Source organism: Candidatus Zixiibacteriota bacterium (assembly GCA_040753875.1).
GTDB lineage: Bacteria > Zixibacteria > MSB-5A5 > GN15 > FEB-12 > DATKJY01.
The window spans coordinates 257,124-284,037 of the sequence record JBFMDV010000005.1 but is presented as its reverse complement, the minus strand read 5'-3'; the positions used below and the strand labels follow the sequence as shown (position 1 = coordinate 284,037).

General features: G+C 56.4%; 23 protein-coding genes and 1 pseudogene. 20 read left to right on the top strand and 4 right to left on the bottom strand.

What is annotated here, in order from left to right; genetic code table 11:
- Positions 1-51 precede the first annotated feature (51 nt).
- The 6 genes from trxA (at position 52) to AB1644_02785 (ending at position 5,234) form a co-directional block, all read left to right on the top strand.
- The gene (gene trxA, locus AB1644_02810; protein ID MEW6049978.1) at positions 52-378 is read left to right on the top strand and encodes a thioredoxin; all 327 of its coding nucleotides are present in this window, start codon (positions 52-54) and stop codon (positions 376-378) included.
- A gap of 427 nt (positions 379-805) precedes the next feature.
- Positions 806-1,594 carry a rhomboid family intramembrane serine protease gene (locus AB1644_02805; GenBank protein MEW6049977.1) on the top strand — a complete coding sequence of 263 codons (789 nt, stop codon included), beginning with the start codon at positions 806-808 and terminating at the stop codon, positions 1,592-1,594.
- A complete protein-coding gene (locus tag AB1644_02800; protein ID MEW6049976.1) occupies positions 1,595-2,857 on the top strand; it encodes a hypothetical protein in 1,263 nt (420 codons plus the stop codon).
- A 58-nt stretch (positions 2,858-2,915) separates the two neighbouring features.
- The gene (locus AB1644_02795) at positions 2,916-3,656 is read left to right on the top strand and encodes a cytochrome c biogenesis protein CcdA (protein ID MEW6049975.1); all 741 of its coding nucleotides are present in this window, start codon (positions 2,916-2,918) and stop codon (positions 3,654-3,656) included.
- Positions 3,657-3,750: 94 nt separating this feature from the next.
- Positions 3,751-4,500 carry a DUF2064 domain-containing protein gene (locus tag AB1644_02790; protein ID MEW6049974.1) on the top strand — a complete coding sequence of 250 codons (750 nt, stop codon included), beginning with the start codon at positions 3,751-3,753 and terminating at the stop codon, positions 4,498-4,500.
- Positions 4,500-5,234, top strand: a complete 735-nt coding sequence (locus tag AB1644_02785) for a creatininase family protein (GenBank protein ID MEW6049973.1) — start codon at positions 4,500-4,502, stop codon at positions 5,232-5,234. Before AB1644_02790 ends, AB1644_02785 begins: the two co-directional genes overlap by 1 nt.
- A 23-nt stretch (positions 5,235-5,257) precedes the next feature.
- On the opposite strand, the gene AB1644_02780 is transcribed toward AB1644_02785, so the two are convergent.
- The 4 genes and pseudogenes from AB1644_02780 to AB1644_02765 all read right to left on the bottom strand — a co-directional run bounded on the left by AB1644_02780 (position 5,258) and on the right by AB1644_02765 (position 8,356).
- Positions 5,258-6,118 carry a hypothetical protein gene (locus tag AB1644_02780; GenBank protein MEW6049972.1) on the bottom strand — a complete coding sequence of 287 codons (861 nt, stop codon included), beginning with the start codon at positions 6,116-6,118 and terminating at the stop codon, positions 5,258-5,260.
- 109 nt (positions 6,119-6,227) lie between these two features.
- On the bottom strand, positions 6,228-7,067 hold the full coding sequence (locus AB1644_02775; protein ID MEW6049971.1) for an aminotransferase class IV: 840 nt from the start codon (positions 7,065-7,067) through the stop codon (positions 6,228-6,230).
- Positions 7,064-7,882, bottom strand: a complete 819-nt coding sequence (locus AB1644_02770) for an anthranilate synthase component I family protein (protein MEW6049970.1) — start codon at positions 7,880-7,882, stop codon at positions 7,064-7,066. Before AB1644_02770 ends, AB1644_02775 begins: the two co-directional genes overlap by 4 nt.
- 96 nt (positions 7,883-7,978) lie before the next feature.
- A pseudogene (locus tag AB1644_02765) lies at positions 7,979-8,356 on the bottom strand (hypothetical protein).
- A 797-nt stretch (positions 8,357-9,153) separates the two neighbouring features.
- Between AB1644_02765 and AB1644_02760 the strand changes: the two are divergent.
- The 14 genes from AB1644_02760 to AB1644_02695 all read left to right on the top strand — a co-directional run bounded on the left by AB1644_02760 (position 9,154) and on the right by AB1644_02695 (position 26,911).
- Entirely contained in the window at positions 9,154-9,309 is a 156-nt protein-coding gene (locus AB1644_02760; protein ID MEW6049969.1) for a hypothetical protein, read from the top strand.
- Positions 9,310-9,340: 31 nt separating this feature from the next.
- Positions 9,341-10,558 carry a DUF401 family protein gene (locus tag AB1644_02755; protein ID MEW6049968.1) on the top strand — a complete coding sequence of 406 codons (1,218 nt, stop codon included), beginning with the start codon at positions 9,341-9,343 and terminating at the stop codon, positions 10,556-10,558.
- A 198-nt stretch (positions 10,559-10,756) separates the two neighbouring features.
- Positions 10,757-11,362 carry a sigma-70 family RNA polymerase sigma factor gene (locus AB1644_02750; GenBank protein MEW6049967.1) on the top strand — a complete coding sequence of 202 codons (606 nt, stop codon included), beginning with the start codon at positions 10,757-10,759 and terminating at the stop codon, positions 11,360-11,362.
- Positions 11,319-12,023 carry a zf-HC2 domain-containing protein gene (locus AB1644_02745; GenBank protein MEW6049966.1) on the top strand — a complete coding sequence of 235 codons (705 nt, stop codon included), beginning with the start codon at positions 11,319-11,321 and terminating at the stop codon, positions 12,021-12,023. The genes AB1644_02750 and AB1644_02745 overlap by 44 nt, the downstream gene beginning before the upstream one ends.
- 1 nt (position 12,024) lies before the next feature.
- Positions 12,025-13,206 carry a S1C family serine protease gene (locus AB1644_02740; protein MEW6049965.1) on the top strand — a complete coding sequence of 394 codons (1,182 nt, stop codon included), beginning with the start codon at positions 12,025-12,027 and terminating at the stop codon, positions 13,204-13,206.
- Between the two features lie 48 nt (positions 13,207-13,254).
- Complete coding sequence (locus tag AB1644_02735) at positions 13,255-13,914, top strand: carboxymuconolactone decarboxylase family protein (protein MEW6049964.1); 660 nt, start codon at positions 13,255-13,257, stop codon at positions 13,912-13,914.
- A 2-nt stretch (positions 13,915-13,916) separates the two neighbouring features.
- Positions 13,917-17,453, top strand: coding sequence for a translocation/assembly module TamB domain-containing protein (locus AB1644_02730; GenBank protein MEW6049963.1), 3,537 nt, complete (start codon positions 13,917-13,919; stop codon positions 17,451-17,453).
- Positions 17,453-19,363, top strand: a complete 1,911-nt coding sequence (locus tag AB1644_02725; protein MEW6049962.1) for a BamA/TamA family outer membrane protein — start codon at positions 17,453-17,455, stop codon at positions 19,361-19,363. The genes AB1644_02730 and AB1644_02725 overlap by 1 nt, the downstream gene beginning before the upstream one ends.
- A 40-nt stretch (positions 19,364-19,403) precedes the next feature.
- Positions 19,404-20,582, top strand: coding sequence for an IscS subfamily cysteine desulfurase (locus tag AB1644_02720; protein MEW6049961.1), 1,179 nt, complete (start codon positions 19,404-19,406; stop codon positions 20,580-20,582).
- A 65-nt stretch (positions 20,583-20,647) separates the two neighbouring features.
- The gene (mnmA, locus tag AB1644_02715; GenBank protein MEW6049960.1) at positions 20,648-21,733 is read left to right on the top strand and encodes a tRNA 2-thiouridine(34) synthase MnmA; all 1,086 of its coding nucleotides are present in this window, start codon (positions 20,648-20,650) and stop codon (positions 21,731-21,733) included.
- Positions 21,734-21,776: 43 nt separating this feature from the next.
- Positions 21,777-22,454 carry a metal-dependent hydrolase gene (locus AB1644_02710; protein MEW6049959.1) on the top strand — a complete coding sequence of 226 codons (678 nt, stop codon included), beginning with the start codon at positions 21,777-21,779 and terminating at the stop codon, positions 22,452-22,454.
- Between the two features lie 162 nt (positions 22,455-22,616).
- A complete protein-coding gene (locus AB1644_02705; GenBank protein MEW6049958.1) occupies positions 22,617-25,460 on the top strand; it encodes an AsmA family protein in 2,844 nt (947 codons plus the stop codon).
- A gap of 48 nt (positions 25,461-25,508) precedes the next feature.
- Complete coding sequence (locus AB1644_02700) at positions 25,509-26,189, top strand: amino acid ABC transporter permease (protein ID MEW6049957.1); 681 nt, start codon at positions 25,509-25,511, stop codon at positions 26,187-26,189.
- The gene (locus AB1644_02695; GenBank protein ID MEW6049956.1) at positions 26,186-26,911 is read left to right on the top strand and encodes an amino acid ABC transporter ATP-binding protein; all 726 of its coding nucleotides are present in this window, start codon (positions 26,186-26,188) and stop codon (positions 26,909-26,911) included. Before AB1644_02700 ends, AB1644_02695 begins: the two co-directional genes overlap by 4 nt.
- Positions 26,912-26,914 lie beyond the last annotated feature (3 nt).

Genomic DNA, 26,914 nt, shown 5'->3' with positions numbered 1-26,914 from the left:
GTTTCAAGGCGACATGAGAACGATAATGAGAATTGAAGATGGAGGTTTTGAATGAGTAAGCCTGTTGAGATTACCGACGCGTCCTTTGAGAAGGAAGTCTTGCAGTCAGATAAGCCGGTAGTGGTCGATTTCTGGGCCACGTGGTGCGGACCCTGTAAGATGATCGCGCCGATCCTGGAGGAAGTCGCCAAGGAAATGGGAGACAAGGTAAAGGTGGCGAAGCTTGATGTTGATGCCAATGGCCGGACTGCCGGAAAGTACAACATCATGTCGATCCCTTCGCTTCTGTTCTTCCGCAATGGTCAGGTGGTCGACCAGGTCATCGGCGCCATTCCCAAGGCGCAATTGGTCTCGCGGCTTGAGAAAGTGCTTGCCTAAGAGCGACCGACCGGGGTCGGGTACAAACCATCCCGACCCTGCCTCGCACGGGAACTTCATATCTCCCCAAGTCATTATACTTTTTGAGGTTACCTTCGACCGTCGTCTGGGTTAACGCTCCTGAATTTGGGGATGTAATTCGTGGATTGGTACGATCTCTTGTCGATTCTGGTGTTCGTTGTCGTCTGGCTTCTGCTGGTGACCAAAGTGCTGCCGCGTTTCGGCGTGCCTACGTGAATGAACGCCAGTTGCGAACTCCCGGAGGGAGACAAGAAAGAGAAGCCGCCCGCGAATCCGTCTTCAGGCGATCCCAACTGAGGACCGTAGTCCAAAGCTCAGAAGGCGCCATAAGCAGAATGACCGACCGGTCGATAATAGACAGTACATGAGTTGGAATCGACATAGTGACCCTCAATTGGGGGGCCAGGTGAGCCTGGGCCCTGGGGCTATATCACCGTTCATCAAGGTGATGTTGCTGTTGAACGGTGGGGTGTTCATAGCGCAGTATTTCCTGCCGCAGATTCCGGCCTACCTCGGGTTCACGCCGGCGCTTTTCCTGACGGAGTTCTACCGGACATTCTATCAACCTCTGACGTATATGTTCGTCCACGGCGGGCTGGGGCACGTCTTCTTCAATCTGCTCGCGCTGTGGATGTTTGGCACCGAGATTGAGTTCACCTGGGGAACCAGGGCTTTCGCCCGATTCTATTTCCTCTGCGGTCTGGCCGGCGCAGCACTCACGCTGGCGGTTTTCCCCCATCAACAGATTCCGGTGGTAGGTGCATCGGGAGCAATCTTCGGCGTGCTTGTGGCATATTGGCTGATGTTCCCGAATCGATATGTCTACCTGTATTTCCTGCTGCCGATCAAAGTCAAGTGGTTCGTGCCGGGAATGCTGGTGTTGGGAGTTCTCCTCGGCGGCGAACATGTTGCTCACATGGCCCATTTGGGTGGGGCGCTGTGCGGACTTATCTACCTCAAAATGGATTGGCGGTGGAACTGGCTGGGTCGCCGATTAAAAGACTTGCGCTACCGCCGCAAGGCGTCTAAACTGGAAAAACGACGCCATGAGGCGGATGAGATCATGCGTCGAGTGGATGCCATACTGGACAAGATCAACGAAGTCGGCATGGAGAATCTGACCAAGGCGGAGCGGAAATTCCTGGAAGAGGCATCCTCGCACCTGTCCAAACACAACGAACACCGGGAGCGATGAGTGGCAACGCGCAGACGAGTCCTGCTGGCGGAGGGAGCTGATGCGGTCCGGCAAGTGGCCGAAGCGGTTTTGCGCCAGAGCGGTTTCGAAGTGATCGCCGTCGTGAATGCGGAGAAGGCCCGCGAGGTACTCGAACTCTCACGACCTGATCTCATTGTTCTTGATGCCGGCCTGGCCGGTGATGACCGCCATCCGTTGTTCGAGCGAATCCAATCAGACCCCAAGACAGCATCGATCCCACTGGTCCTGATCGAACGTGAGGACAAAGCCGACCTTCCACTCCCACCGGAGGTCGTGGTGTCGCGCCCGCTGGACCCGCTCGATCTGCTTCAGAAAGTGATGACCTTCTCCGGTCAGGGTGATACTTCGGGCGGCCGTTCCGGGCCGAACCCTTTTGGTACCGGCGGTCTCGATGACGAACTCCTGGATGCCGCACTGGGACTGGATCGCATTGACGTCACCGCATCCGAGGTACTTGAACGCACGACGACGCACCTCAAGGTACCGCCGACCGCCAACAGCGGTCATACCCCCGGTTTCGAACAAGAGACCCGGCCGCATGATGAACATTCCGACTCGACGCGGGTAGAATCGTTGATGATCCGCGATGAAAGTGCCGAGATTTCCAAAGCGGCCCCACCCAGGAAGCCGGACAAGCCGAAAATGTCGGGTACCAGCAAGCTCGAGATCATGTCCGATCAGTACGGGCTGCATGACCCGAACGCCATGCAATTCGAGCGCAAGGATGAAGTGCACGACTACGACTGGTTCGTTAAGTCGATGCGCGATGACGGCCAGTCCAAGGGAGCCGGCGGCAAAGCGCCGGCCAAGGCGCCCGGACCAGACAGCTTCGATCTCAATTTCACGGATCCGTCGACCCTTGTCGACCCGGTCACACCGGCGCCCGCGACGAAGGGCGAAAAACCGGCCGCACCAACCGGCGGATCGTCCCGTTCGACCGTGGGAGTGGAAAAATTCATCGATGAGTTCAAGAAAGAGATCGAACGTATCCGTTCCACCGAGGGCGAGAATATCATGGTAGAAGACGCGAAGCCTCGCGCCCAGTCTCCGGGCACGCAGTTGTCCTGGGAGGAAACGCTCGAGAAAGTGAATCCGGCGCAGGTGGAATTGTTCACGCGTCAATTGGCCGCGGAACTGGCGTCGCAACTCGCCGAACGAATTGCCGCCAAGATAGATCCGGACAAGCTGTTGCAGATCATCAAGAATGAGATCGTCGGCCGGTTGCGCGAGCGTCGTTCATAAAATCAACATCATCTATCCCCAACCGTCCACGTGAAACGAGAAACTGAGCGAGGTTCCATTGTTTGACCAGCCTACCGTCGAAATACCGACCGCGGTGATTGCCGGCCTTCTGTCGTTTTTGTCGCCGTGCGTTCTGCCCCTGATCCCCGGGTATCTTTCCTTCATTTCGGGTGTCTCCATCGAGGACCTCACCACGCCGGACAAGGCGCGCTCGCACACCTGGAAGATCGCGCTCAATACCATCTTTTTTGTCGTGGGTTTCTCGCTCGTGTTCATTTTCTTCGGCGCGCTGGCGCCGCAGATCGGCGCGATCATCAAATACAAGGGGATATTCAGCAAAGTGGCCGGGGCAATCGTGTTTGTCTTCGGCCTGCACGTGGCCGGTGTGTTCCGGATCAAGTGGCTGAATTACGAAAAGCGCTTCCACGCGGGCGAGCGCAAATCTGGGCTTCTTGGGTCTGTGATAATCGGGATGGCGTTTGCGTTCGGCTGGACCCCGTGTATCGGGCCGATCCTGGCGGCCATCCTCACGCTGGCCTCACAGCAGAACTCCACCGCCCAGGGCGTGCTGTTGCTGTCGTTCTATTCGGCCGGACTGGGGATACCGTTCATCCTCACCGCGCTTCTGTTCAACTATCTCATCGGAGCGTTCGGCTTTGTCAAGCGCCATTTCCGCGCGATCGAGATCGTCTCCGGTGCGCTGCTCATGATCGTCGGTGTGCTGATATTCTTTGACCTGCTGCAACGACTCTCGGGTTACCTGCTGGATCTGTTCCCTTCGCTGCAGAACATCGGCTGAAAAAAAATGCGGCTTGATGGCCGGTGCGCTTGACGCGGCCTATGGGCGGGCATATATTCGGCGCAGAGGTAGTACTAACGAATCATACAGGCCCATGGCGTTAAGGAAAAAGATCGACTCCGTCATTGCCATCTGTGTGCAGGAGCCCACGGAAGACGGCTCCAGCATGGATTTCGGCATCATCAAAGGGGATGACCTTCGCTTTCTGCACCAGGCGTTCATCACCGACACGGTCACGAACGCGCTGGACGTGCCCACGGCGGACACGCGACTGTACTATATGGGGGAGCCGGATCGCAAGCGGCTCATCAAGATCGTCACTGAGTATCTGTCGACCAGATTGAACGGCAAGCTCGGCGAGGCGTTCAAAGAGCACTATACCGCCTACGAGCAGGAAAAGGAACGGTGGGGGACCCGGCTCGAACACGTGTTCACGGACTGCTTCAACTCCGGTTACAAGCACGTACTGGTCATAGGCAGTCGCACGCCGACCATTACTGCATCGATGATGAAGACCGCGCTCAAAATGCTGAAAGAATCGGATGCGGTATTCGGTCCCACGCCGGAGGGACGCTATTACACGATCGGCATGTCCGGCGCGTACCGCATACCGATCGCCCAGTTTGACTGGCGGTCGCCCCACATCTACTCCGACGTGGCCGAAGCATTCACACAGGAGAAGCTCTCGTGGTCAGAACTGGAGATATGGTACTGTGTCGAGTCGCCGGAATATCTGGAGACCATGGCGCGGGATATCAATCAGTGCCGGTTCGAAGGGGATGAAGCCACGGCTCGCGAGACGGAAAAGGTCATGGAGCGGATCCTCGCCCGCCTGGAGCCCTGATGGAGCGCCGGCTGCATCATCTGAGTTGGCTCAAAGTGCGGGAGTTGGTTCCCGCCACTATCACAACAGTTATCCTGCCGGTCGGAACGGTTGAGGCGCACGGCTCGGCCTGCCTTGGGACCGATATCTTCATACCCGAGGTTATCGCCGGTGGCATCGGCGAGCGGCTGAACGCGCTTGTCGCGCCGACAGTGAATTACGGCATCACGCGGTCACTGTATCGCTACAACGGGGGGTGCACGATCGACGAAAAGACGTTCGGCGCGTATGTTGGCGACATCCTGGTCTCCCTGGCCGATGTCGGTTTTCGCTATGTTATTATCATGAACGGCCACGGCGGCAACAACAGTGCGCTCAAGACGGTGGCCGCTGATTTCCATCGGCAACACAATTCTTGCGTGGCTGTGATCCACTGGTGGGAACTGTGTCATGACATGACCAAGGAATTTTTCGGGCACGTGGGCGGACACGCAGGCACCGATGAAGCCGCCGTCGTGCATGCTCTCGACCCCTCGCTCCTGGACAAGGACGCATACGATCCCAAACTCGCATACTATATGCGGCCCGGAGCCGACATCTATCCGGTGCCTGGGACGATCCTCCTGTATCAGGAAGGGGAAGGATACCCCGAATTCGACCTGGCCAAGGCCAAGCAGTACCGCGACAAGTTGGTTCAGACCGTAGGGGATTTCGCCGAGATGGTGCTGGGGCGCTGGCGGCAGGCCGGATTCTAAGTCATCCGGCGCGACCGCCCGGATCAGAATCGATCGATATAGGTCATGCGCACTTCGCGCGAGAATGTATCCGACTCACGGCGATTCACCAGCAAATCTTTGAACATTACTTCGAGTTCCAGATTGTCCGTGAACAGCCATTTCACCGAGGCGTTCAGGTAACCTCGCCCTTTCCCTGAGAACAGGTACGGTGTATCGTCGGGCAATGTCGAGCGATCGTCGTTGATGGCGGCGTCGTATTCGAGCAGCAGCGCGACATTATAGTCGAAGGTGGCGTCGAACCCACCGAAGATGTTGATGTTGGCGTCCTCATCAACCTTTTTCTCATAGGAGTAGTTGATGCCCGCATGCCAGCCCGAGGTCCACTTGTAGAAATAGATGCCCCGGCTGGCGACGGCATAGAACCCGCGTGACTTGTACGCGTAGCGCTGATAATCTTTGTTCCAGGCGCCATCCCCCTGTGACGAAAACCCGACCGAAATGGCAGGGAAGTATTCCAGCTCGTCAACGATCCGGAACTTGACACTGAACTCGATATCGGGGTTCCAGCGGGGACTCCGGTTTGAGATCGCATCTTCCGCACCGTACGATATGCCGATGAGCAACCGGCTGGACAGGCCAATGTCGGTGTAGCCAATGGCGCCGCCATTGGGGTACAGCCGGATGCCGATATCATAATGACCACGGGGAAATGTCCCGGCGGTAGGTATGTCGATCAGTACTCGCGGCGGGACATCGTACAGCGACGGCCGGTTGGGCCGCACACGTTGGTCTCGCTCGTCGCGCCAATCGGTCTCGCGGCGGTCGGCGCCTATTGTCGTGCCGGCAAACAGGACGCAACCTGCCAGACCGATGACTGTTGCCGAGGCGAATGCCCTGGCCATTCCGAATCCTCTGTGCTTTTCCATCGTGGGTTGAGTATAGAAGGGCCCGAAACAACAAGTCAAAATAAAACAGTCGCGGCGGCACTGTGATGATAGAGGCCGCTCTAATTCAGATACCCGCGAGTGCCGATCGGAAATGCCGATCCAATACGGCAGTCACCGGTCCGGGTCGAAAGTGGTACTGGCGGCGGCCATCGATGATCAGCGATACAGGGGCAACTAGCTTGAGGGAGCTCGAAATAAATACTTCATCGACGTTGGCCAGGCCGTGAAGGGTACCATTTCGTTCTTCGACCGACAAGCCGAGCTTCTCGGCTTCGCGCATCACAATTCCCCGCGTGACGCCCTCAAGACAGCCGGCGGAAAGTGGTGGTGTATAGATTTTTCGCTTCTTCACCCAGAAGATATTGGCCGAGGTTACTTCGGCCAGGTTGCCGGCTTCGTTCAGAAGCAGCGCGTCATCGCACCTTCTCTGCATTGCCTGCCTAATCGCCGCTGCGTGGATGGCGTACGAGATCGTCTTGATGCGTCGAAAGACAGACTGCTGGTCCACCCGAAGCGGCGAGACATGCAATCGATAAGGCCTGTCCAGAAATCGATGCGGAGAGGCGCTCAGAATCACCTGCGGCCTTCCCGATTTACCTGCCCAGCGGGCCGACTCGCCGCTGGTGACAGTCAGGCGAAGTTTCTTGACGTGCGCCGGATGTTTTCGGAGAACCTGCGTCATCCATTTCACGAGCGTAGCATCAGACACAGGGACGGGCAAACCGGTGACAGTGGCGCCGCGGTGCAGGCGCCGCAAGTGTTCGTCGCAGAACAGCGCCTTATTTCCAATGGCCAGGAATGTCTCGAACAGCCCCTCGGCGTAGAGAAGCGCATTATCGAACACCGAGACTCGGGCGTCCAGACGGCTCACCGTGCGCCCGTTGATTGTAGTTACGGTCTTCATACCCGATCGTTCAGGTTTTTTATGCCTAGTGCGCTCATCATTCGCTCAGCCTTCAGAAGCATCTCCTGATATTCGGCAGCAGGTTCGCTGTCGGCAACGATGCCGCCGCCAGCATAGGCGCGATAGAGGCCATTCTGGTGCACCATCGTGCGAATGGCAATATTGAACTCGATCACTTCAGGAGAAATGTAGCCGATACAACCGGTGTACACTGAGCGGGGAACAGGCTCAAGTTCGCGAAGTATCTCCACGGCGCGGAGTTTGGGAGCACCCGTGATTGACCCACCCGGTAGCAGTGCTTTCAGCACAGTTCCCAGAGTTATGTTTTTTGGCAGCGTGGCGGAAATATCGCTGACCAAATGAAACAGGTTGGCATAGGTCTCCGGACGACATAACCGCGTCACGCGAACAGTGCCGGGAAGCGCGATCTTGCCGAGATCATTACGCTCGAGATCGACGATCATCAAATGTTCCGCCCGGTCCTTCTCCGATGCGAGCAACTGCTTGAGGTTTGAACTGTCTTCTACGGCGTTTTCACCTCGCGCAACGGTCCCTTTGATTGGACTGGTGCTGATTCGGTTGCCCACCCTGTGCAGCATTCTTTCCGGTGACGATGACAGAATTTGGTAGTCGCCGAAATTCAGATACGCGCCATAGGGGGAAGGATTCAACTCCCTCAATTGCCGGTAGACCGAACTCGCCGGTTCATTGCTCGTTACCTCCCAGCGACACGTGTAGTTAGCCTGATAGATGTCCCCCTCGCGTAAGTGGTGTTTTACCGCAAGTACATCCCGTTCGTATCGCTCTCTTGTCACCGAACAGACTGGTGCTGGAGTCTTCTGGTCAACTTGAATTGGTGTCGCAATCGTTTCCAATGATTTTCCGCTCATCCAAACTGGAGAGTCATATAGGTAGAACCTCGCCGCAGGGATTGAGCTTTGTTGTCGAGGTGCCTTGATACCAAGAAACTCAAGCGCGGCCTCGTATGTGACATACCCGATGGCCGTTCGATTTGTAGCTTGTACGTCACGGTGGAGGTCGTCCACGAACTGTTCGAGCGTGCAGTCACTCGATGATTGTCCAGACGGCCTAATTTTGTTGACCTGCCCGGAATCATAGGTCCAGTCGGACGAGGGTGCACTCGCGATTGCTGATCGGTGTCCCTTGTCGCCTACCGCCAGTGTGGAATCTAACCAGATGGTACCAGGCTGCCGGATCAACTCGTTGATTTGCGCCGAACGCGAGGGTGACAGTTCCCGAGCAACCGCTTGATTTGGAATACCGTCCATAATGCCGGGGAAAGGTAGGCTGCCGGGAGCGCATGTCAATAGTCGGTCCGGCAGCGGGAAGTTGGACATTGGGTTCGTTCCGTCGTTTTTTATAAAATTCCTAAGTTCGTGCATGGCACATGTGCCGAGGCTGTACGACAAGTTAGTGGAGTTGCGTTAGGTCCTGATCCCGACGAAGTCGGGGTTGTGACCTGACGCCGTATCTCATTGGAGGCAAAGGGCGTCAGTTCACACGACCCCGATTGCATCGGGGTCGCAGGAACTGACGCAACTGATTTTGCGACTTTTGGGACAGCCTCGGGTCGTTTATCAGGAGCCTGCAGTCCGGGAGGTCGACCGTCCACAGCGCTCTGCACAAATGGGTTCGTTTTGTCATTTTTCTTGTTTTTCGGGTCCTCTTCTCCAGGCAAGAGGCGGGCGTTCCCCTCTTGTCGTCCGTTTAGAGTTCCGACCAGCAACCTGCATGCTTCCTTAGTTTCCATGCCTGTAGGGGCGTGCCGGTGATTACCATCGAGTTTGTAGTGAAAATGCGTGAAGGTTCCCATTTTGTAACGACGGTAATTACTTGTGTGGGGAAACGGAGAGACTGGGGACCCAGTCGGAGGCTGGGATACACCGACCGAGGAGTGGCAGAACCAGAAGCGGTTCTGCCCTACAAGTTCAAGCGGCAGGTCACAACATCTGCCTGGTCGGCAGAAGTCAGGACCTGCCGCAACGGGAAAGGATATGTCGCAATGGGAAAGCCCCTCACCTGTCACTTCGTGACATCCTCTCCCGAGGGAGAGGAATTTGCATCGATGACGAAACTCGTCATTGTCAAGGTCCCTACTTTCGAGAAAGGGTCCGATGGGTTCACGACCTACATTGACTCAGGCATCAATTTCGGAATTTTCATGGCCACCTCCGCTCTGGAAATCCAAACTGACCCGATACCGAAAGTTGACGGCGGTTGACAAAGACATTGCCTGCCGATAATCTTCGACGATGGACAGTTGGAAACTCCTGGTACTTCTCGCGGCGATTGTCCTGGGGCTCAGGCGTAATCTCACGGTCGGCATTACGTTGTTCGGCGCCGGGTTGTTGACGGCCTTGTTATATGGAGTCGATTCCGGTCGACTCATCGAAGGTTACTGGGACCTGGTCAGGTCGGAGCGATTCCTTTCCATCACGGGTGTCATCATTCTCATTACCGTCATGGGTTCGCTTCTGAAGGAACTCGGGTTTCTGGAGAAACTGGCTGTGGCTTGCAGTCATCTATACGGCGGAGCCAGGACCGCAGTAGCGGTCCTTCCGTTTCTGATCGGTCTGATGCCGATGCCAGGGGGAGCGCTGCTCTCGGCACCACTCGTGGACAATGTGCTCAAAGGCTCACAGTATTCCGCAGAATTCAAGTGTGCTGCAAACTACTGGTTTCGGCACGTGGTCGAATTCTTCTGGCCGGTCTACCCCGGCATCATTCTCTCCGCCGGCATGACCGGGATGTCGCTGAGCCGGATCATGCTGCTGCAGCTTCCGTTGACGATCATCATGATCGGTCTTGGCGCCCTGTTCTTTTCGCGCCGGGTTGAGATTGATCGACACAATCATGTCCAGATGTGGCGCTCGCTCAAGGGGGTCCTCTTTACGATCTGGCCGATCGGTCTGGCTATTCTCATTTTTGCGATCACCAGGATCAACCTGGTGTACGCGGTATTCGTGTCGCTCGTGGCAGTAGTGATAGTGACTCGACCGGCACGAGCGAAACTCATCTATTCATTCAGACAAGGGCTCTCGTACAAGCTGGTCTTCATGGTGTTCGGGATTCTCTCATTTCAGACCATCCTCGACCTGAGCGGTGCAGTGGAGTCCATTCCCGGACTGACAGCGTCGTTGCACCTTTCGCCGCAGGTGTTGATTGCAATCGTTTGTTTCGTGGCGGGACTTCTGACCGGGATGGTCGCCGCATACGTGGGGATGTGTTACAGTTTGTTGGCAGGTCTGTTGTACCAGCCGAGTCTGCTGCCCGGCAATATTCTCCTTGCCTATCTGTCCGGGTACATTGGGATGCTCCTATCTCCCACACATCTGTGCCTCGTTGTGACTAGCGGCTATTTTAGAGCCAATTTACTGGGGGTTTATCGCATTATCCTGTTTCCAGTGATACTCCTATGCCTGCTTGGGTACATTTTGAGCAGGTCGGGTTGGCCGAGCATGTTTTTATGAAGTCATTGAGGTTCAATACGTTAAACTGATTTCTTTAAGTGTCGCTCCAAGGTCGTTCCGGGAGGCATTCGAGAACAGGCCAGTTCAGTTCTGAAGGTGACGCAAGGCAAAGTGTTTGAGCGAGTTCGGGAGAGTTTTGGCGGAACTTTCGATGTCCGGTTCGGTATGATATATTAGAACCACTTGCAAGGAGCCGTCATGGCCAAAGAGACAACCGAGAAGGACATAGACTTTGCGTTGATGAAGGCCATTCAGAAGGGGGATATGGTGGCGTTTAACGCGATGGTCGATCGGTACAAAGATCGGCTCATGAACGTCATCGGACGGATGCTCTCATCGACGGAAGAAGCTGAGGATATAGTCCAGGAGACGTTCGTGCGCGTGTACCAGCATCGGCAGTCGTTCAACTTCCAGCATTGTTTCTCAACCTGGATTTACACGATCGGTCTTAACCTGGCACGAAACGAGTTACGCAAGCGCAAGAAATTCAAATTTTATGAGATAACCGAGATGCAAGGACACGAGGCCGAATTTGCAGTGGATGCAAAGCTTCCGACTCGCCTGCCGGAGGTTCTGGATGCGGCTATCAAGGAATTGCCGGAGAAATATCGTACGGCGTTTCTGTTGCGCGACGTTCAGGAGATGCCGTACGAAGAAGTGGCCAAGGCGCTGAATGTGCCGCTCGGTACCGTGAAATCGCGCGTGAATCGCGCCCGTTTGATATTACGAGACAAATTGGAACCAAGACTGGAGGAACATCATGCGTTGTCGAAAAGTACGCTCCTACCTGTCGGCATACTCTAACGGAGAGATGACCGGCCGGGACCTGGTCGCGGTTCGGGAGCATCTTTCGACCTGCGCCGCGTGTCGGCGCGAAGAATCGGCGTTTAGTTCAATCCGTCAGACATTGCCGACCCTGGCGACACCGGCAATATCAGCGGATTTCAACACTAAGCTGTTGAATCGGATCGCTCGAGAGCGATTCGCCGAGACCCGCACCAGGGCGTATCTGCCCCATCGGGCGCCTGCGTTATCCTGGCGACAGGTATTGGTTGGAGCCGTGTCAGTTGTGGCCGTAGCTCTGGTAGCTGTCAGTCTGCTCAGGCAGAGTCAGCCAATCGTGCAGACGCCGCAGCCGGTCGTGGCCGATGGTATGTCGCTGCTCGACGATTCGTATCTTACCGCTCAGCCGTACAACAACCCCAATCTAACCGTAAATGTGCAGAAAGACTGGTCGTTGAATACGCAGCTGGCGCGCGCAGAGCGGGCCGGCCGTATTTCCGGTCAGTTGACACGCTCCGGCGGATTCGGGGCAATGAACCCGCTGGCGGTCGCCGGATGGTACAGCCAGGGAGTTGAACTGCCGACGCCGTTCGGTTCCATGTACATCGAGATTCGCCCGATCGTACGCGTCTACCAGCCCGTTGGCGCCACCCCTGTAACGGAGGTTCACCAGATATACTAAAATGCTAATGTCCTTTGTACGGACCGCCGGTAGATTGGCCGCATGGCTGTTCGCGGCGGTCTTTTTTTCCACTACCCTCATAGCCGATGATCGCCCGCTCTACTCCCTTGAATCGGGTATGAATGAGTTGGTGTACCGCTTGTCGCGGTCAGTGGTCACGGTAGAGAGTTCGAACCGTCCAGGGCAAGGGCGTGTATCGCGTCTCCCTGCCGGAGGGGTGGTCCAAAGTCTCATCTCATCGGGAATCATCTGTGACTCGTCGGGGCACATCGTGGTGGCCGCGGCGGCCGTAGCGGGCCGTGAGCGGATCCTTGTGACCTTTGACAATCGGACATTACCCGCGAAGGTTGTGGCGGTGGATTACCCGACCGAACTGGCCGTGCTTCACGTTCCGGCCAGACTTGGTGCGCCCGTCACTTATTCCAGTCGGCAGATTTGTGCCGGCCAGTTGGTGGTGGCGATGGGTAATGCGTACGGCATGCGCGCCACGCCTACACTGGGATTCTGCGCGGGGGCCCGTTCTGACGGCATGCTGCAATTCACAGCACGTATAACATCGGGCAGCAAGGGGGGCGGTGTTTTCGATCTTTCGGGCAATCTTCTCGGCGTGGTCACCGGCAGTATGGGGTCCACCGATGCCGTCATGCTGGCGGTTCCGGCATATCAACTCCCCGGTATTGTTGAATTTCTCTTGACGAAAGGGGATCGCCCCGCCGGGTTTATCGGCGTCTCGACGGTTGATATCGAGACCGTAGATATGCCGCGGGACGCTGAGCCTGGTGACCTGACACCCAGCGTTCATGCCGTGGCCCTCTCTTTGGATAAAGGTGTTGTGGTCACGTACGTGGTGCCAGTGTCACCGGCAGCCGTCGCCGGAATTCGTCGTGGCGACGTTATCACCGGGTTCGGCCATCAGCCGGTGAGCTCGGCCGCCGAGCTCGCGCAGTGGGTCAAGCAGACAAGGCCCGGTTCGCTGGTGAGTCTGGAGTTCATTCGCAACAACACCTACGCTGATATTCAGCTCCAAATCGGTCGAAAGACCCTCAATGCTTCCCAGACCGAATTCGGCTCCACCATGTTCGATGAACCCTCCGCACCGTCTCCGGATTCCCTGACGCGTCTGATCGAGTACTTGAAGCAGGAAGTCTCGCGTCTGGAAAGCCGGGTGGAACGGTTTCGCTGACCGACTTTCAAATTGCCACTCCCTTGAGTTTTCCCTTTCTTGTGCGGCATGAAGAAAGCCGCCGATCTGCTCCGGGCACGCCTGGCGGTTGCCGATCCGGATGTGGAGTCGCCTACACGCTGCATCGCCCTCTATGCCGCCGCGATGACGGTGTCACGTGAGGACTGCCTGACGATGGCCGTCGACCTGTGTCGGCGATACCATGTCAGCAGGGTCAATCTTAACGAGGCGGTCCTTCAATCGTATCTCTTCCTTGGTTTTCCTCGGATGCTCCAGGCGGCGGAACATCTTGCGCGCGTTATCCCTGCAACCGTTCATCACTCCGGGGCAGAGCCTGTCAGCTCGGGTGAACTCGAAACGTGGCGACAAAACGGAGAAGCACTGTGTAGAAAAGTGTATGGTGACTCGTATGCTTCGCTCCGGCAGAAAGTGCAGGGATTCGCTCCTGAGATCTTCCAATGGATGATCCTTGAGGGGTATGGCAAGGTGCTGTCGCGCCCCGGACTCGGCCTGGTGGAACGGGAGCTGGCGATCACGTCGATGCTGATGATGGAAAACCGTGAACAACAGTTGCACTCGCACATGCGAGGGGCTCTTCGTGCAGGCGCAACCGCCGAACTTCTTGCGGCAGTGGTCAATGATGTTGGTGACGCTGCCGGTGAGGGATATGCGACAGCCCGGACACTTCTGGACCGGCTGACGGAGTGATCGTGCGCTGGTGGTTGAAAGGATTGCTGGGCGCACTGATCGTGGCGATCATAGCCGCTATCGGTGTTTATGTGTATTTCTGGCGCATGCACGGTCTGGAGCGACTGGTGAGCACCAGGCTGTCGGCATTGGTGGGCCAAAGGTATCCGGTCGCCGTCACCATCGGCGACATTCGCGGCGACCTGTTGCATGGGCTGGTGCTCGAGGATATCGTGATTGACCTGGTCGACTCTGCCTCGCAACTGCCGCTTTTTTCCGCGCGCCGACTCACATTGACATACTCCATTGCCAATCTGTGGCACCGCAACTACATCTTCAGTTTCGTCGAGTTGGACTCCGCTGCCGTGCGGCTCGAGTCGGACAGCGCGGGTCATTGGCGTCTGCCGCGTCCGCACACAAGTGCTTCAGGGACGGCAAATGCAACAGCCCCCCCCTCGATCCACGTCGATGAATGCAGCGTCCGGGGTGCATCCGTGAACGTTATCAAGGATGGAGATACGCTTCGTTTTTCGAATATCACACTGGTCGCCTCGCTGGACGTCGACGAAGGCACGATGTCGGCCGACGTGAAACAGTTGAGTTTTGATTCCAACCGCGAGCCGCTGCGCATAACCGCATCACAGGGAAAGGTGACGCTGGCGGGCAGGCAGTTGGTCGTGCGTGATGTTTCACTCGTGACAGGTCCCACGCGTATCAACCTCAACGGCATCACGCGGCTCGGCGAACGAACGGCCCAATTCGAATACGACATCAACGATCTCTCCCTGGAAGAGCCCGCGCGGTTGTTTGGCGTGAAGCTCTCGGGAACAGTCGATGCCACGGGCAGTGTTGTCTTGACCGACTCCATGATCAGCGGGCGGGTCAATGTGGGGGGAACGCTGTCGGTGGCCCGTTTCGAAAACTTATACACGGAGTTCCGATTTCACGACAAGCACCTGGTCTTTGACACGTTGTACGGCATCGTGTTCAGCGAGTGCGGTATCAATGGCTCTGGCGCCATCGACTTCACGTCGCCGGATCCGGCGTATCGTCTCGATGCCACCGTGCACGGGTTCGACCTCGTGCAGCTGTTGCCGAAGGGCTTTCCATCGGACCTGAACGGCTCGCTGCGCCTTCACGGATCATCGTTTCGCACCGACCGACTACGTCTCGACATCGGCGTGGAACTGTACGAATCCATGTTTGACTACTATCCGCTGCAATCCGCTCGCGGGAACCTGGTGGTCACGTCCGATTCCGTTACGTTCGGCGAATGGTTTGGCATCACCTACTACGAGAATGAACTTCAAGTCGCCGGCAGCGTTGACTATTCGGACAGTTTGAATCTCCGGGTATTGGCCCGTCTTGACAACCTCGATCGCTATACCGGAAAGCTGTTCATCAAGGACCTTGGCGGGCGCGGCCGGGCAGAAGCAACATTGACCGGTAGCACGAGTGACCCTGATCTGGGCGGAACGTTCGTCTCGGATTCGCTCCGCTTGTACGACTTCCACACCGACAGCTGCCGATCGACATTTGATATCAAACGCTTCCTGACGCGGCAGCATGGCTCAGTGGTATTCCTCGGTTATGGTGGCTCTCTCTGGGGAAAACAACTCGACAGCACCTACGCGACTATGACAATGGATTCGGGACTGGTGACGCTTGACGCCGTGCACTTGCACAACCCACAGCTTGCCGTGTCGACCCGCGGCCGGTTCAACTATGGTACTTACCCGCAAACGATAGCGCTCGATTCATTGGTAGCCAAACTGCTGGGGCGGGAACTCCACAATCGTGGATTATTGACGGCTGAGATCGATACGCTTGGTCTTAATATCACACGAGCCAGGCTCGTGTCGACCGAGGGAGAACTTGAGGGTACCGGACGGATCAACTTCGATGAATCGATGAATCTTGCTCTTCATGCGCAGAGCATCCCGGTCCGCATGTGGGGCTCCATGGTGCGCGAGGGGTTCGACGTCGACGGCAAAGCGGCGCTGGCCATCGGTCTGGCGGGGACATTCGCGTGGCCTGAAATTACGCTGCAGGGGACTGTGGATTCGGTGGTCTATCGTCAACTGTCAATCGGCGATCTGCAGATCGCCGCCACCTATCGTGACCAACAGGTGAAAATAGACACGCTCCAGATTCTCAGTCATCCCGGTCACTACAGGGCCACGGGATATTTCGGGTATCAGATCGACCTCACAGCAGACACGTTGGGGCACCTGCTTGATGTACCGATCAGTCTCTCGATCATCGCCTCGGACAAGCGGTTCGACCTGGTCAGTTTTGTGTTGCCGTCGGTGGAACAACTCGACGGCGATTTTTTTGCGGATTTTCGGATTTTCGGCACGCCGACGTCGCCGCATCTGGACGGCGAAGCGTACTTGAAGAACGGTCGGCTGAAGTATTTCGACCTCGCCGATTCACTGTACACGGATTCAGCGGGCGTGACCATGAAAGACAATCAGGTCATTATTGACAAGATCGAGGCGTATGTGAAGGATAAGCGAAGAGGTGGGCAGAAGGCATACGCCGTTATCGACGGCATTATCACTGTGGAGGCGCTTGACCGGTTGTACTACGATGTAGATGTCTCGCTCCCACGGCCATTCCCGTACACGTATGAGCTCGAAGATATCCAGGGAGTGGTGGCCGGCAACGTGCATGTGGAGGGGGAGTCGCCGCCGCAAGTCACGGGTGATATTACCATTCTCTCGACACGATATCGTGCCGAGTTTGCGTCCGAAGAAGCCGGTTCGCCACTCATGTCCCTGTTGGCGGGTGAGAACACCTGGGACGTGGATGTCAACATCGACATCCTGTCGAACTATTGGATCAAGAACCAGGATATCGACGCTGAATTTTCCGGCACCATCAATCTCATCCGCGAGAGCGGCGCCTATCGGTTCATCGGCGAGATGGAGATTCTTCGCGGCAAAGGATTCTTGTTTGACAAGACGTTTCGCATCGAGAACGGCAGCCGAGTCATCTTCGATGACATCGCCAAGTTGAATCCGACCCTGGATATCACCGCCTGCACCCGCATCCCGGGCGTAAACCGACCGAATGATGAGTCGCGTGAGCCGATAGACCTCTGTCTCCATATCACCGGCACGCTGGAGACGCCGGAGTTTAACACCCTGTCCGAAGGGCTTTCGCGCGAGGATATTGTTCCACTTCTCCTGGCCAATTATTCGAGTTCCGATACGGCGTCGGCCGGGGGGTTGAGCCAGGTGGAAGAGCGCCTCACCGGCCTGGTGTCGGCGCAGGTGTCCCAGCTCGGCACGCGCCAGCTTAGCCGGCTTGGCGTGGAGACGTTTGAGATCGATCCAACCTATAACCGCGGACAGCTTGATCCGCTCAAGTCGCAGGTGACGTTGGGGTTCTATACGGCGCCAAGTCTGTATGTGTACGGACGGTCCGCTCTATCGGGCGGAACGGGACAGGAGGTCGGTTTCGAGTATCGTCTTAACCGCTCGGTCCGAATCGAAGGGCTTCGGGATGAAGACGAACTGTATCACCTCAGTCTCAACTGGCATCTGGAGTTCTGATGCGTCTCTGGGGTCTTATACTGTGTGGCGTGACATCGATACTGGTTCTGTGGGAGCCATCTGCGGCCATCGAAAAGGAGACGCTTCGGTGGGTTCGTTCCAAGAATCCACCTATCGGCAAGATCGTCATCGAAGGGAACACGTATTTCCAGTCCGGGGAAATCAAGAAACGGATGTATGCCAAGGAGCGGGGTCTGTGGCGGGCGATCAAAGGGGATCGGCGCGCCCGGGTGCAGAGGGAGACCGCCTCACGCGACAGCCTTGAGATTAAGTACATGTATCTCAGGGAGGGATTCTTGAATGTCGTCATGGATGAAGACTATGAACCGATGGGCAAGGACTCGTCGGCGTTGGTCCGCATCCGTATCTCGGAAGGCAGGCAATTCCGATTCGGCGCGAGAACGGTGATCGGTGAGTTCGAATCCCGATTCAAAGGGGATATCGAGGGGACGGCGCTTCGTCTTAAAGAAGGAATCCCCATCGATCTGTTCCGTCTTCGGGATGCAGTTTTCACGATGAAGTCCATTCTGGCGAACAACGGCTATCCGCATGCCGTGGTTGACTACGCAGTCGATTCAACCGCACCGGGTCCGCTGTATCCGGTGACGTTTAAGGTTGATGCGCGCTGGCCAGTGCGGTTCGGCGAAGTGAAAATCGACGGGCTGTCCCGATTCCCTGATTACGTGGCCCGCCGGGAACTAAAGGTCAAACCGGGCGCTGTGTATCGTCGGCAGGACATTATCGATTCCCAACAGCGGCTTTATGAATCCGGCTATTTCAGTACCCTGCAACTGGGCGTTGATCCGGAGGACAGAGACAGCCTTCAACCAGGTTTCATCCTGCGAGTCCGGGAGCGCAAGTCCCGATATGTAACGCTTAAGACCGGTGCGGCCCAGTCGACAGTCCGCGATCTCCAGTGGGATACCTCGGTTGGATTCGGCAAGCGAAACTTCATCGGATCCAGGGTCGTCGATGCAACCTCGCAGTACTCGTTCTCATTGGGTTCGGAGACCCGGCTACTTGACCATCGTTATAGACTCCGTTTTACCGAACCATGGTTTCTGGGGGTACGCATGCCGCTGGTGTTGACGGGCGAGGTGAGGCCGGAGGTGCAATCCGCCAAACAGGATTACCGAATCAGTTCCTGGTCCGTTTCGGCCTCGACCGGTCGGAAATTTGGCCGCGAATACTCGACTCAATTGGGGGTGCAGTACGAATCTGTCAACATCACCGGGATACCGGCCGACCAAGTGCTGGTGGCTATCCAGGAAGCAGGGGTATCCGGGCGGCGCAAACTGTATTGGAATTTCCAGCGGGACAGCCGCGAGAATATCTTCATCCCGGAGCGAGGTTCGCTGTTTCTCTTCTCTGCTCAGTATGTAGGCGGTTTTCTTGGCGGCGACGCCAACTTCACTACCTACGAAGCGGCGTACTCGAGCTATCAGGTGGTGTGGCCCGGATGGATCTCGGCCACGCGCCTCAAGGGAGGGTGGGCAGAAGCGTTTGGCAAATCGACCCTGGTTCCCCGCGAGGATCGTTTGTATCTAGGGGGCGCCAATACAGTCCGAGGGTTTCGTGAAAATACGCTGGGACCGACCGATGGTGCCAATGTCACAGCCGTTTTCAATCAGGAATTTCGCTGGAAGAGTATCCAGGTTCTCAATGTGGTTCCACTTCTCGGCGACCTATTCAAGGCCATGCCGCTCTGGCAGTCAGTCTTTGTCGATATTGGCAACGGTTTCAGTACCTGGGATGAATTCAAGCTCAAAGACCTGGCGTACAGCTACGGAACCGGCGTCCAACTGGTTTCCCCGGCCGGTCCGATCAGGGTCGACTACGCACGTGTCATTCCGACCGAACGATTCCAGTTTACCAGTCGCTGGCACTTTACTATCTTGTATGCGTTCTAACGATTGATAGTTCTTGTGTGACTAAAGGTGAATAAGCACGATGCCAACGGACCCTATATATCTTGACCACAATGCCACGACTCCGGTCGACCCGGCTGTGGTGGAAGCTATGTTGCCGTATCTGCATGAACGGTTCGGCAATGCCAGCTCAGTACATTCGTTCGGTCGCGAAGCTAAGGTCGCGCTCGAAAACGCCAGGGAGCAGATCGCAGCGTTTATCAACTGCAGCCCAGCGGAGTTGATCTTCACCTCCGGTGGTACCGAGTCAGACAATATGGCCGTTTTCGGAACGGCGTACGCTCTCAAGGGACGAAAAAACCATCTGATCATCGGCGCCACCGAACACCATGCCGTGGCCGAGCCGGCAGAAAGACTGCATCATACTGATGGCTGGAACCTCAGCTTGTTGCCGGTTGACCGTGAAGGGTTCTGTTCACCGGCACAGCTCGCCAGTTTGGTAACCGATCAAACCGCGCTGGTCTCCGTCATGCACGCCAACAACGAGACCGGGACCATCCAGGACAGTTCATCGCTGGCAAAAGTAGCACATGAGAAGGGGGCCCTGTATCATACGGACGCCGTTCAGGCAGTAGGTAAAGTGCCGGTTGATGTCCAGGACCTTGGTGTCGACATGTTGTCGCTTACCGGCCACAAGATCTACGGTCCGAAAGGGACCGGGGCGCTGTTTGTACGGCAGGGTGTCAAGATTACTCCACTTCTGTTTGGCGGCTCCCACGAGCGGAAGCGCCGTCCCGGAACCGAAAACGTGGCGGGAGCGGTTGGATTGGCGAAGGCGCTCGAAATAGCGGGCCAGAGGATGGCCCAGGACGCACAGCGCTTGAATGAACTCACGAACTATCTGATCGACGGCATCCTTGCGCGCATTCCGGACACCGTGCTCAATGGCCCACGCAAACAGCGCTTACCTCAGACTGCAAATATCTCTTTCAAGGGGGTAGAAGGGGAGCCGATCATTTTGTCGCTCGATATGGAGGGGGTAGCGGTTGCCTCCGGCTCGGCATGTACATCTGGTGCGACGGAACCCTCCCACGTGCTGACCGCCATGGGCATCGACCCGCACATTGCCAAAGGTGCAATCAGGTTTTCGCTCGGACGTTCGACCACCCGTGAGCAACTCGATCATGTATTGAAGGTCCTTCCGCCAATTATCGAGCGGCTGCGTGCCATGTCGCCGGCGTATCAACAGTCAAAACCGTGATGAGGGCAACGGAAAGAACGGAAGTTTGACGGGGCCGTTCTTCGGCTCCGTTTTCGTAGTAAATTATGGCGACACGAGTTTTGGTAGCGATGTCCGGCGGAGTCGATTCCTCCGTCGCCGCCTTCTTGCTCAAAGAGCAAGGGTATGACGTTATCGGCGCCCACATGAAGTTGTGGGACTATGTCGAAGTCGGGGGCGATATCTATAAGGACGGTCGCTGTTGCACGATCGACTCGATCACCGATTGTCGCCTGGTGTGCGACGTCATTGGCGCACCGTTCTATGTGTTGAACATGTCCGGTCCGTTCCGTGAGAAGGTGATCGAGAATTTTGTGGGCGAATACCGCTCTGGTCGCACTCCGAACCCCTGCGTGATCTGCAACATCGATATCAAGTGGCACGCGTTTCTTCAAAAGGCTGCAGAACTCGGCTGCGATTACATCGCTACCGGACATTACGCTTTCGTCGAAAAGAATGAGACTGGACGGTGTCAGATCCGCAAGGGAGTTGATGGCACCCGCGACCAGTCGTATGTCTTGTGGGGTGTCTCGCAGGAAGCTCTGGCGCAAACGTTGATGCCGCTGGCGGGCTATCGCAAGACGGAAGTGCGTGATATTGCCCGAAACCACGGTCTCCGCACCGCCGAGAAAGCAGAGTCCCGGGAAATTTGCTTTGTCGCCGACAATGACTACCGTCGTTTTCTGACAGAATACGAGCAGAAGCGTGGTAAAGGGTTCGTTCCGGGCGAGATCGTCCACGCTGATGGAACCCTGCTCGGTCGGCATAGCGGCACAGCCTTTTTCACAATCGGTCAGCGCAAGGGACTTGGGGTCATTCACCCTACGCCACTGTACGTGCAGGAGATCGATGTCGGGACCAACCGTGTGATTGTAGGGGAGGAGGATCGCTTGTATCGCAACGAGCTGGAGGCACGTTCTGTCAACTGGGTGGCTATTGAGGCGCCGGTCGAGCCGATTCAGGCCGAAGTGAAAATCCGCTATCTTCACGAGCCGGCCGAGGCGATGGTTACGCCATTGACAGCCGACAAGGTCCGCATTAGCTTCTTGGACAAACAGCGCGCTATCACGCCCGGGCAATCGGTGGTATTCTACCATGGTGATGTACTGCTGGGCGGCGGCGTCATTGTATAAAACCAGTTTTGTTGCGTCAATTGACGGAGCTTAGGGAGGAGTTATGCCACAGGCACGATTTCTTGGTCACTCCTGTGTCATGCTGACACACGAGAAGTACCGGCTGATCATCGACCCATTCCTCGAAGGAAACCCATTGGCGCCGGTCAAGCCGGATAAGATCGAAGTTGATTACATCCTGGTGTCGCATGGACACGGGGATCACATTGGAGATGCCATCGCCATCGCCAAGAGGACCGGAGCGACGATCATCGCCAATTTTGAGTTGGCCAGTCTGTGCGGTCGGAAGGGCACTAAGTATCACCCCATGCATATCGGCGGTTCTCACCAGTTCGATTTTGGCCGGGTTAAACTGACAATCGCCCACCATGGCGGCGGCTATGGGCCCAATGCCGATGTCTACACCGGTCCGCCGGTCGGCTTTCTGATCACCATGGGCGGCAAGACCGTCTATCATTCAGGTGATACCGGTCTGTTCTACGATATGAAGCTTATCGGCGAGATGAATAGTATTGATCTGGCGTTTCTACCTATCGGAGACAATTTTACGATGGGGATCGACGATGCCGTCAAGGCGGTGGAGTTTGTCCGTCCTAGGAAAGTGGTGCCGTTCCACTACAACACGTTCCCGGTCATCGCTGCCGGTCCGGAGGAATTTGCGCGGAAGGTGAAAGATGCCCAGGTGGTCATCCTGAAACCGGGAGAGACTGTCGAGTATTGATGCACGGTCCATGGAGTTCGACAGGGCAGGCTGACAACTGCGTCAACCTGCCTTTTTCTTCGAGGGCGTGACCAAGGGGTTTTCCTCTTTTATGTTGATGAACATCAGCATTGCGGGTAGAATAGTCTGGAAGCATTTTTGAGACAAAGGATTAGCCAAGACATGAAGAAGTTCCTGAAGATACTCGCCTGGATCGCCGGCGCCATCGTACTGTTGCTGATCGTTCTGGTCATCGCCGCGAAGTTGTTCTTTCCGGTCGATAAGGCCAAGGCGTATGCTATCGAGAAAGGGAGCACCACGTTGGGGCGTCCTATCGACATTCAAGAGGTTAAGGTCTCTTTCTGGGGTGGATTGGGGGTTCGTCTCGATAACGTCTCGATCGGCAACCCGGATGGTTTTGGTGGCGATCCGTTTCTGAACGCCGAATATGTGGATGTCAAGCTCCGGCTGCTGCCGCTTCTTTCCAAACAGGTTGCGATAGACCGGTTCATTATCAACCGGGCGCACGTGTCGATGCTGAAACTGGCTGATGGCTCGAACAACTATACGTTCGGCACGGTTGATTCGGCGCTTCCTGTCGAGGCCCAGGCAATGCCGGCAGAAACCAAGGCTGCTGCTGCGGCCGTTAGTTTCGACAAACTGGAGATTCGCGAGGGGCAGCTCCAATATCGCAACGACAGCAGCAACTTGACCGTCACGCTTGAAAACGTCGATCTCAACACCGCTTTGGAGAATCCGCGCCCCGGCGTGTACATGTCCTCCGGGCGTCTGCGTATCGACAGCGTGCGTGTCAAAACTGTCCAGCCTGTCCCGGTGGTATCCGCGGGACTCAATTACCGCGCCTCATATGATTTGAACCGGAAGTATCTGACCCTTGAGAAAGCGGATTTCGATATCAGCGGGCTTCGGCTAAACCTGAGTGGGGATTTGTCGCATGACGCTTCCGGTATCAAAGGACGCGCGGCGCTGAAAACCGAGAGCATTGCCGCAGTCGATGCACTCCGCCTGATGCCCAAAGAGCGGTTCGAGATGCTGCAACAGTTTCGGGTAAGCGGCGATTTTGCCGTTGATGTTTCCGTGGATTACGACGCCGCTCGGACCGCGCGCCCGCTTCACTACGCAGGGACGGCCGTGATGACCGACCTGACACTGTCGAGGAAGGACATCATGGGGGAACTGAAGATTAAGCGGGCGGTGATCGATGGCAAGCCGGACACAGTGCGGTTAAGCGTCCAGGAAGGGACATTCAACGGCAAGCCGCTTCGGAGTACGATCGTGCTGACGAATTTCGTCGACCCGTTTGTCAACGGCAACCTGGCCGGCTATGTCGATTTCGTCTTTCTCAAGCCGTTTCTACCGGCCCCCGATATGCACGAGCTGACCGGAGAAGCGCGACTTGATATCAAGTTTGTGGGACGCGTGAAGGACCCCAAGAACCTCGATATCGCAGGTGACATCGAGGTAGATCGGGGAAGTTACAACTCTCGGTTCATGCCGGAGCGCCTTGATACATTTTTATTTGATGCTTTTGTCGACAAGAAAGTGGTCAGTGTACGGAAGCTTTCCGCGAAATCCAAGTCGGCCGATCTCGCGTTTACCGGACGGATCGACAATCTGCTGGCGTGGGTCATGGCCGATTCGATTGCCGCGCGGGAGATTCATCCCGGTTTGGACGGCAGGCTGACCGGCAAGGTGAATCTGGCAGTGTTGAACTCATTTCTCCCGGCCAAAAGACATCCGTCACTCGCCGGTCAGGTTGGCCTCGACGTGAGTGTTGTGGGGAGTGTTGGCGAGCTTGAGAAGATAAGGCCGCGTGGGAAGGTGACGGTGGCGAACGGCGCCTACAACGACTCTTTGTTGCCTGAGCCGGTCAAGCGGTTCGATGCCGAACTTATCGTTTCACCCGACACCATTACCGTCAGCAATCTGGCGGTGCAATTCGAATCAAGTGATGCCAGCTTCACCGGTCGGCTCAGCAAACCGTTCCCGTACTTGCTGCCGCTGAAAACGGTGGACCGTTCCAAACTCGTCAAGCCGTTCTTTTCGTTCCAGTTGACATCGCGGCGGTTTGATTCCGACAAGCTGTTCCCCGAGGCGGTGCCGGGTTCCGGCGCCATCAACCCGGCTATGCCGATCGATTCCCTGCCGAGCATTATCGTACCTGACATCGATGGCGCCGGGTCGTTCGCGATCGACACCCTCGTGTATAGCAAGATCGAGTTCACTAATATCAAAGGAAAAGTGAAGGTCTATGATCGCAAGATAGAAGTCTATGATGCCACCGGCAAAGCGTACACCGGTGCGGTTGCCGGGAAGACGGTGATAGACCTGAATGATTTCGAGAACCCGCGATACGTGGGAGAGTTTACGGCTACCCAGATCGAGGCGAACGATTTTGTCTCGCGTTTCAGTCCATTTGGCGGCTATCTGTTCGGCAAATTCGACGTCAATGGCCATTACGATGCGACTGGGTGGGAGCCGGAGCAGTTTCAGCAAACTCTGACCATGAACGGGCTTGGCACGGTTCAGGACGGTAAGCTGGTGACGTCAGGGATTCTCTACAATGCGCTGGCCGGTATAGCTCAGAAGGCAGGACGCACTTTCAATAAAGAGCAGCCGCTTAAGGGACTCACCAGTAAGATCACTATAAAGGATGGTAAGGTCATGCTGGACGGCCTGAAGACAACGCTTGGTGACCTCGGTGATTTGGAATTAGGTGGGTTCTACGGATTCAACGGCGATATCGGATATTCCGGTTCGATCTTCCTATCGCGTGAGATGACGCAGGGGCTTACGGCTCAGGGGGGATTGCTGGCCGGCCTGGCCAATGCGCTAAGCGATACCAGGACGCAACGGCTCCGTCTGCCGTTGAAAATCACCGGTACGATCGACCATCCCAATGCCGAACTCGACATGGCAGCGGTAAGTAAATCAGCAACCGACAAACTTAAGCAGGATGCCGGTAGTTTGCTGGAAGGTCTGATCAAGAAGCCCGAGAAGAAGTGAGTCGGTGCGTGTACCGGCCTCAAACCCCGATGATGCCCGAGTGATTTCGTGGACTGGCTGATTGACCAGATCGGCACGCTAACCCGGATTTTCTTCTATCTGATCCAGGCGGTCCACTGGACCATTCTTATCTCCGTATTGTCGTACGTCATTGCGCTGGTATTGGGACTGCTGTTTGGCGTCGCTCGGGTCTCCGACCGGCGATGGCTTCGACTTGTTGCGGGCGGCTATATCAATGTCGTCCGCGGCGTGCCGCTTCTGGTGCTGATCTTCTTCTTCTACTTTGGACTTGGCAAGGTCGTCAATCTGGACCGGTTCGTGGCCGGGGTGCTCGCTGTGGGCATTTGCTATGGCGCCTACCTGGCGGAGATATTCCGTGCCGGTATTGAAGCAATCGACTACGGTCAGCACGAAGCCGCCATGTCGCTCGGCATGACCCGCTGGCAGACCATGCGGCATATCATCCTGCCACAGTCAGTGCGGATCGTCGTACCGCCGGCGGCCAACGAGTTCATTGCCTGTCTTAAAGACTCGTCGCTTGTCTCGATCATCGGACTGCGCGAACTGACGCGCGCGGGGCGCGAATACGCCAACCAATATTTTCTGGACTTCCACACTTGGCTGGTGGTGGGAGTGATCTATCTTATCATGACACTTACGCTCACCCGTCTGGTCCGGGCGCTCGAACAGAAAGTCCAGGTTCGTGGTTTTGGAGTGGTGAAAAAATGATTATCGAGATGTGCCAGGTGGTCTGCCGGTTCGGTCAAGTAACGGCGCTCGATGGGATCGATCTGTCGGTCGAGCGTGGTTCGGTCATCTGTATCATCGGACCGTCCGGCTCCGGCAAGTCGACGCTGCTTCGTTGTCTCAACGCCCTGGAGGATATCGATAGCGGTGAGATAAACATCGATGGTTACCGTCTTGACCGACAGCACAAGGATGTTCACCAGATCCGTCTCGAGGTGGGGATGGTGTTCCAGCAGTTTAATCTGTTCCCGCACCTGAACGTGCTTGAGAATGTCAACCTGGCGCAACGCGTCGTGCGCCTTCGTCCTGCCGCCGAGGCGACAACCATTAGCCGGGAACTGCTGGCCAAGGTTGGACTAAGTGACAAAGTCGATGCGTTTCCGGCGCAGCTTTCCGGCGGTCAGAAGCAGCGCGTGGCGATCGCGCGGGCGCTCGCTATGAATCCAAAAGTCATGTTGTTCGACGAAGCTACATCGGCTCTTGACCCGGAGATGATCGGGGAAGTACTGGAGGTGATGAAACAGCTTGCCCGCGAAGGGATGACCATGCTCGTGGTGACCCACGAGATGGGGTTTGCGCGTGAGGTGGCGGGACGCGTGTTGTTTCTGGACCGCGGCAAGATTGTCGAATCGGGCCCCCCTACAGAGATATTCGGCAACCCGCAACATCCGCGGACCCGCGAATTCCTGGCAAAAGTCCTGTGAGAT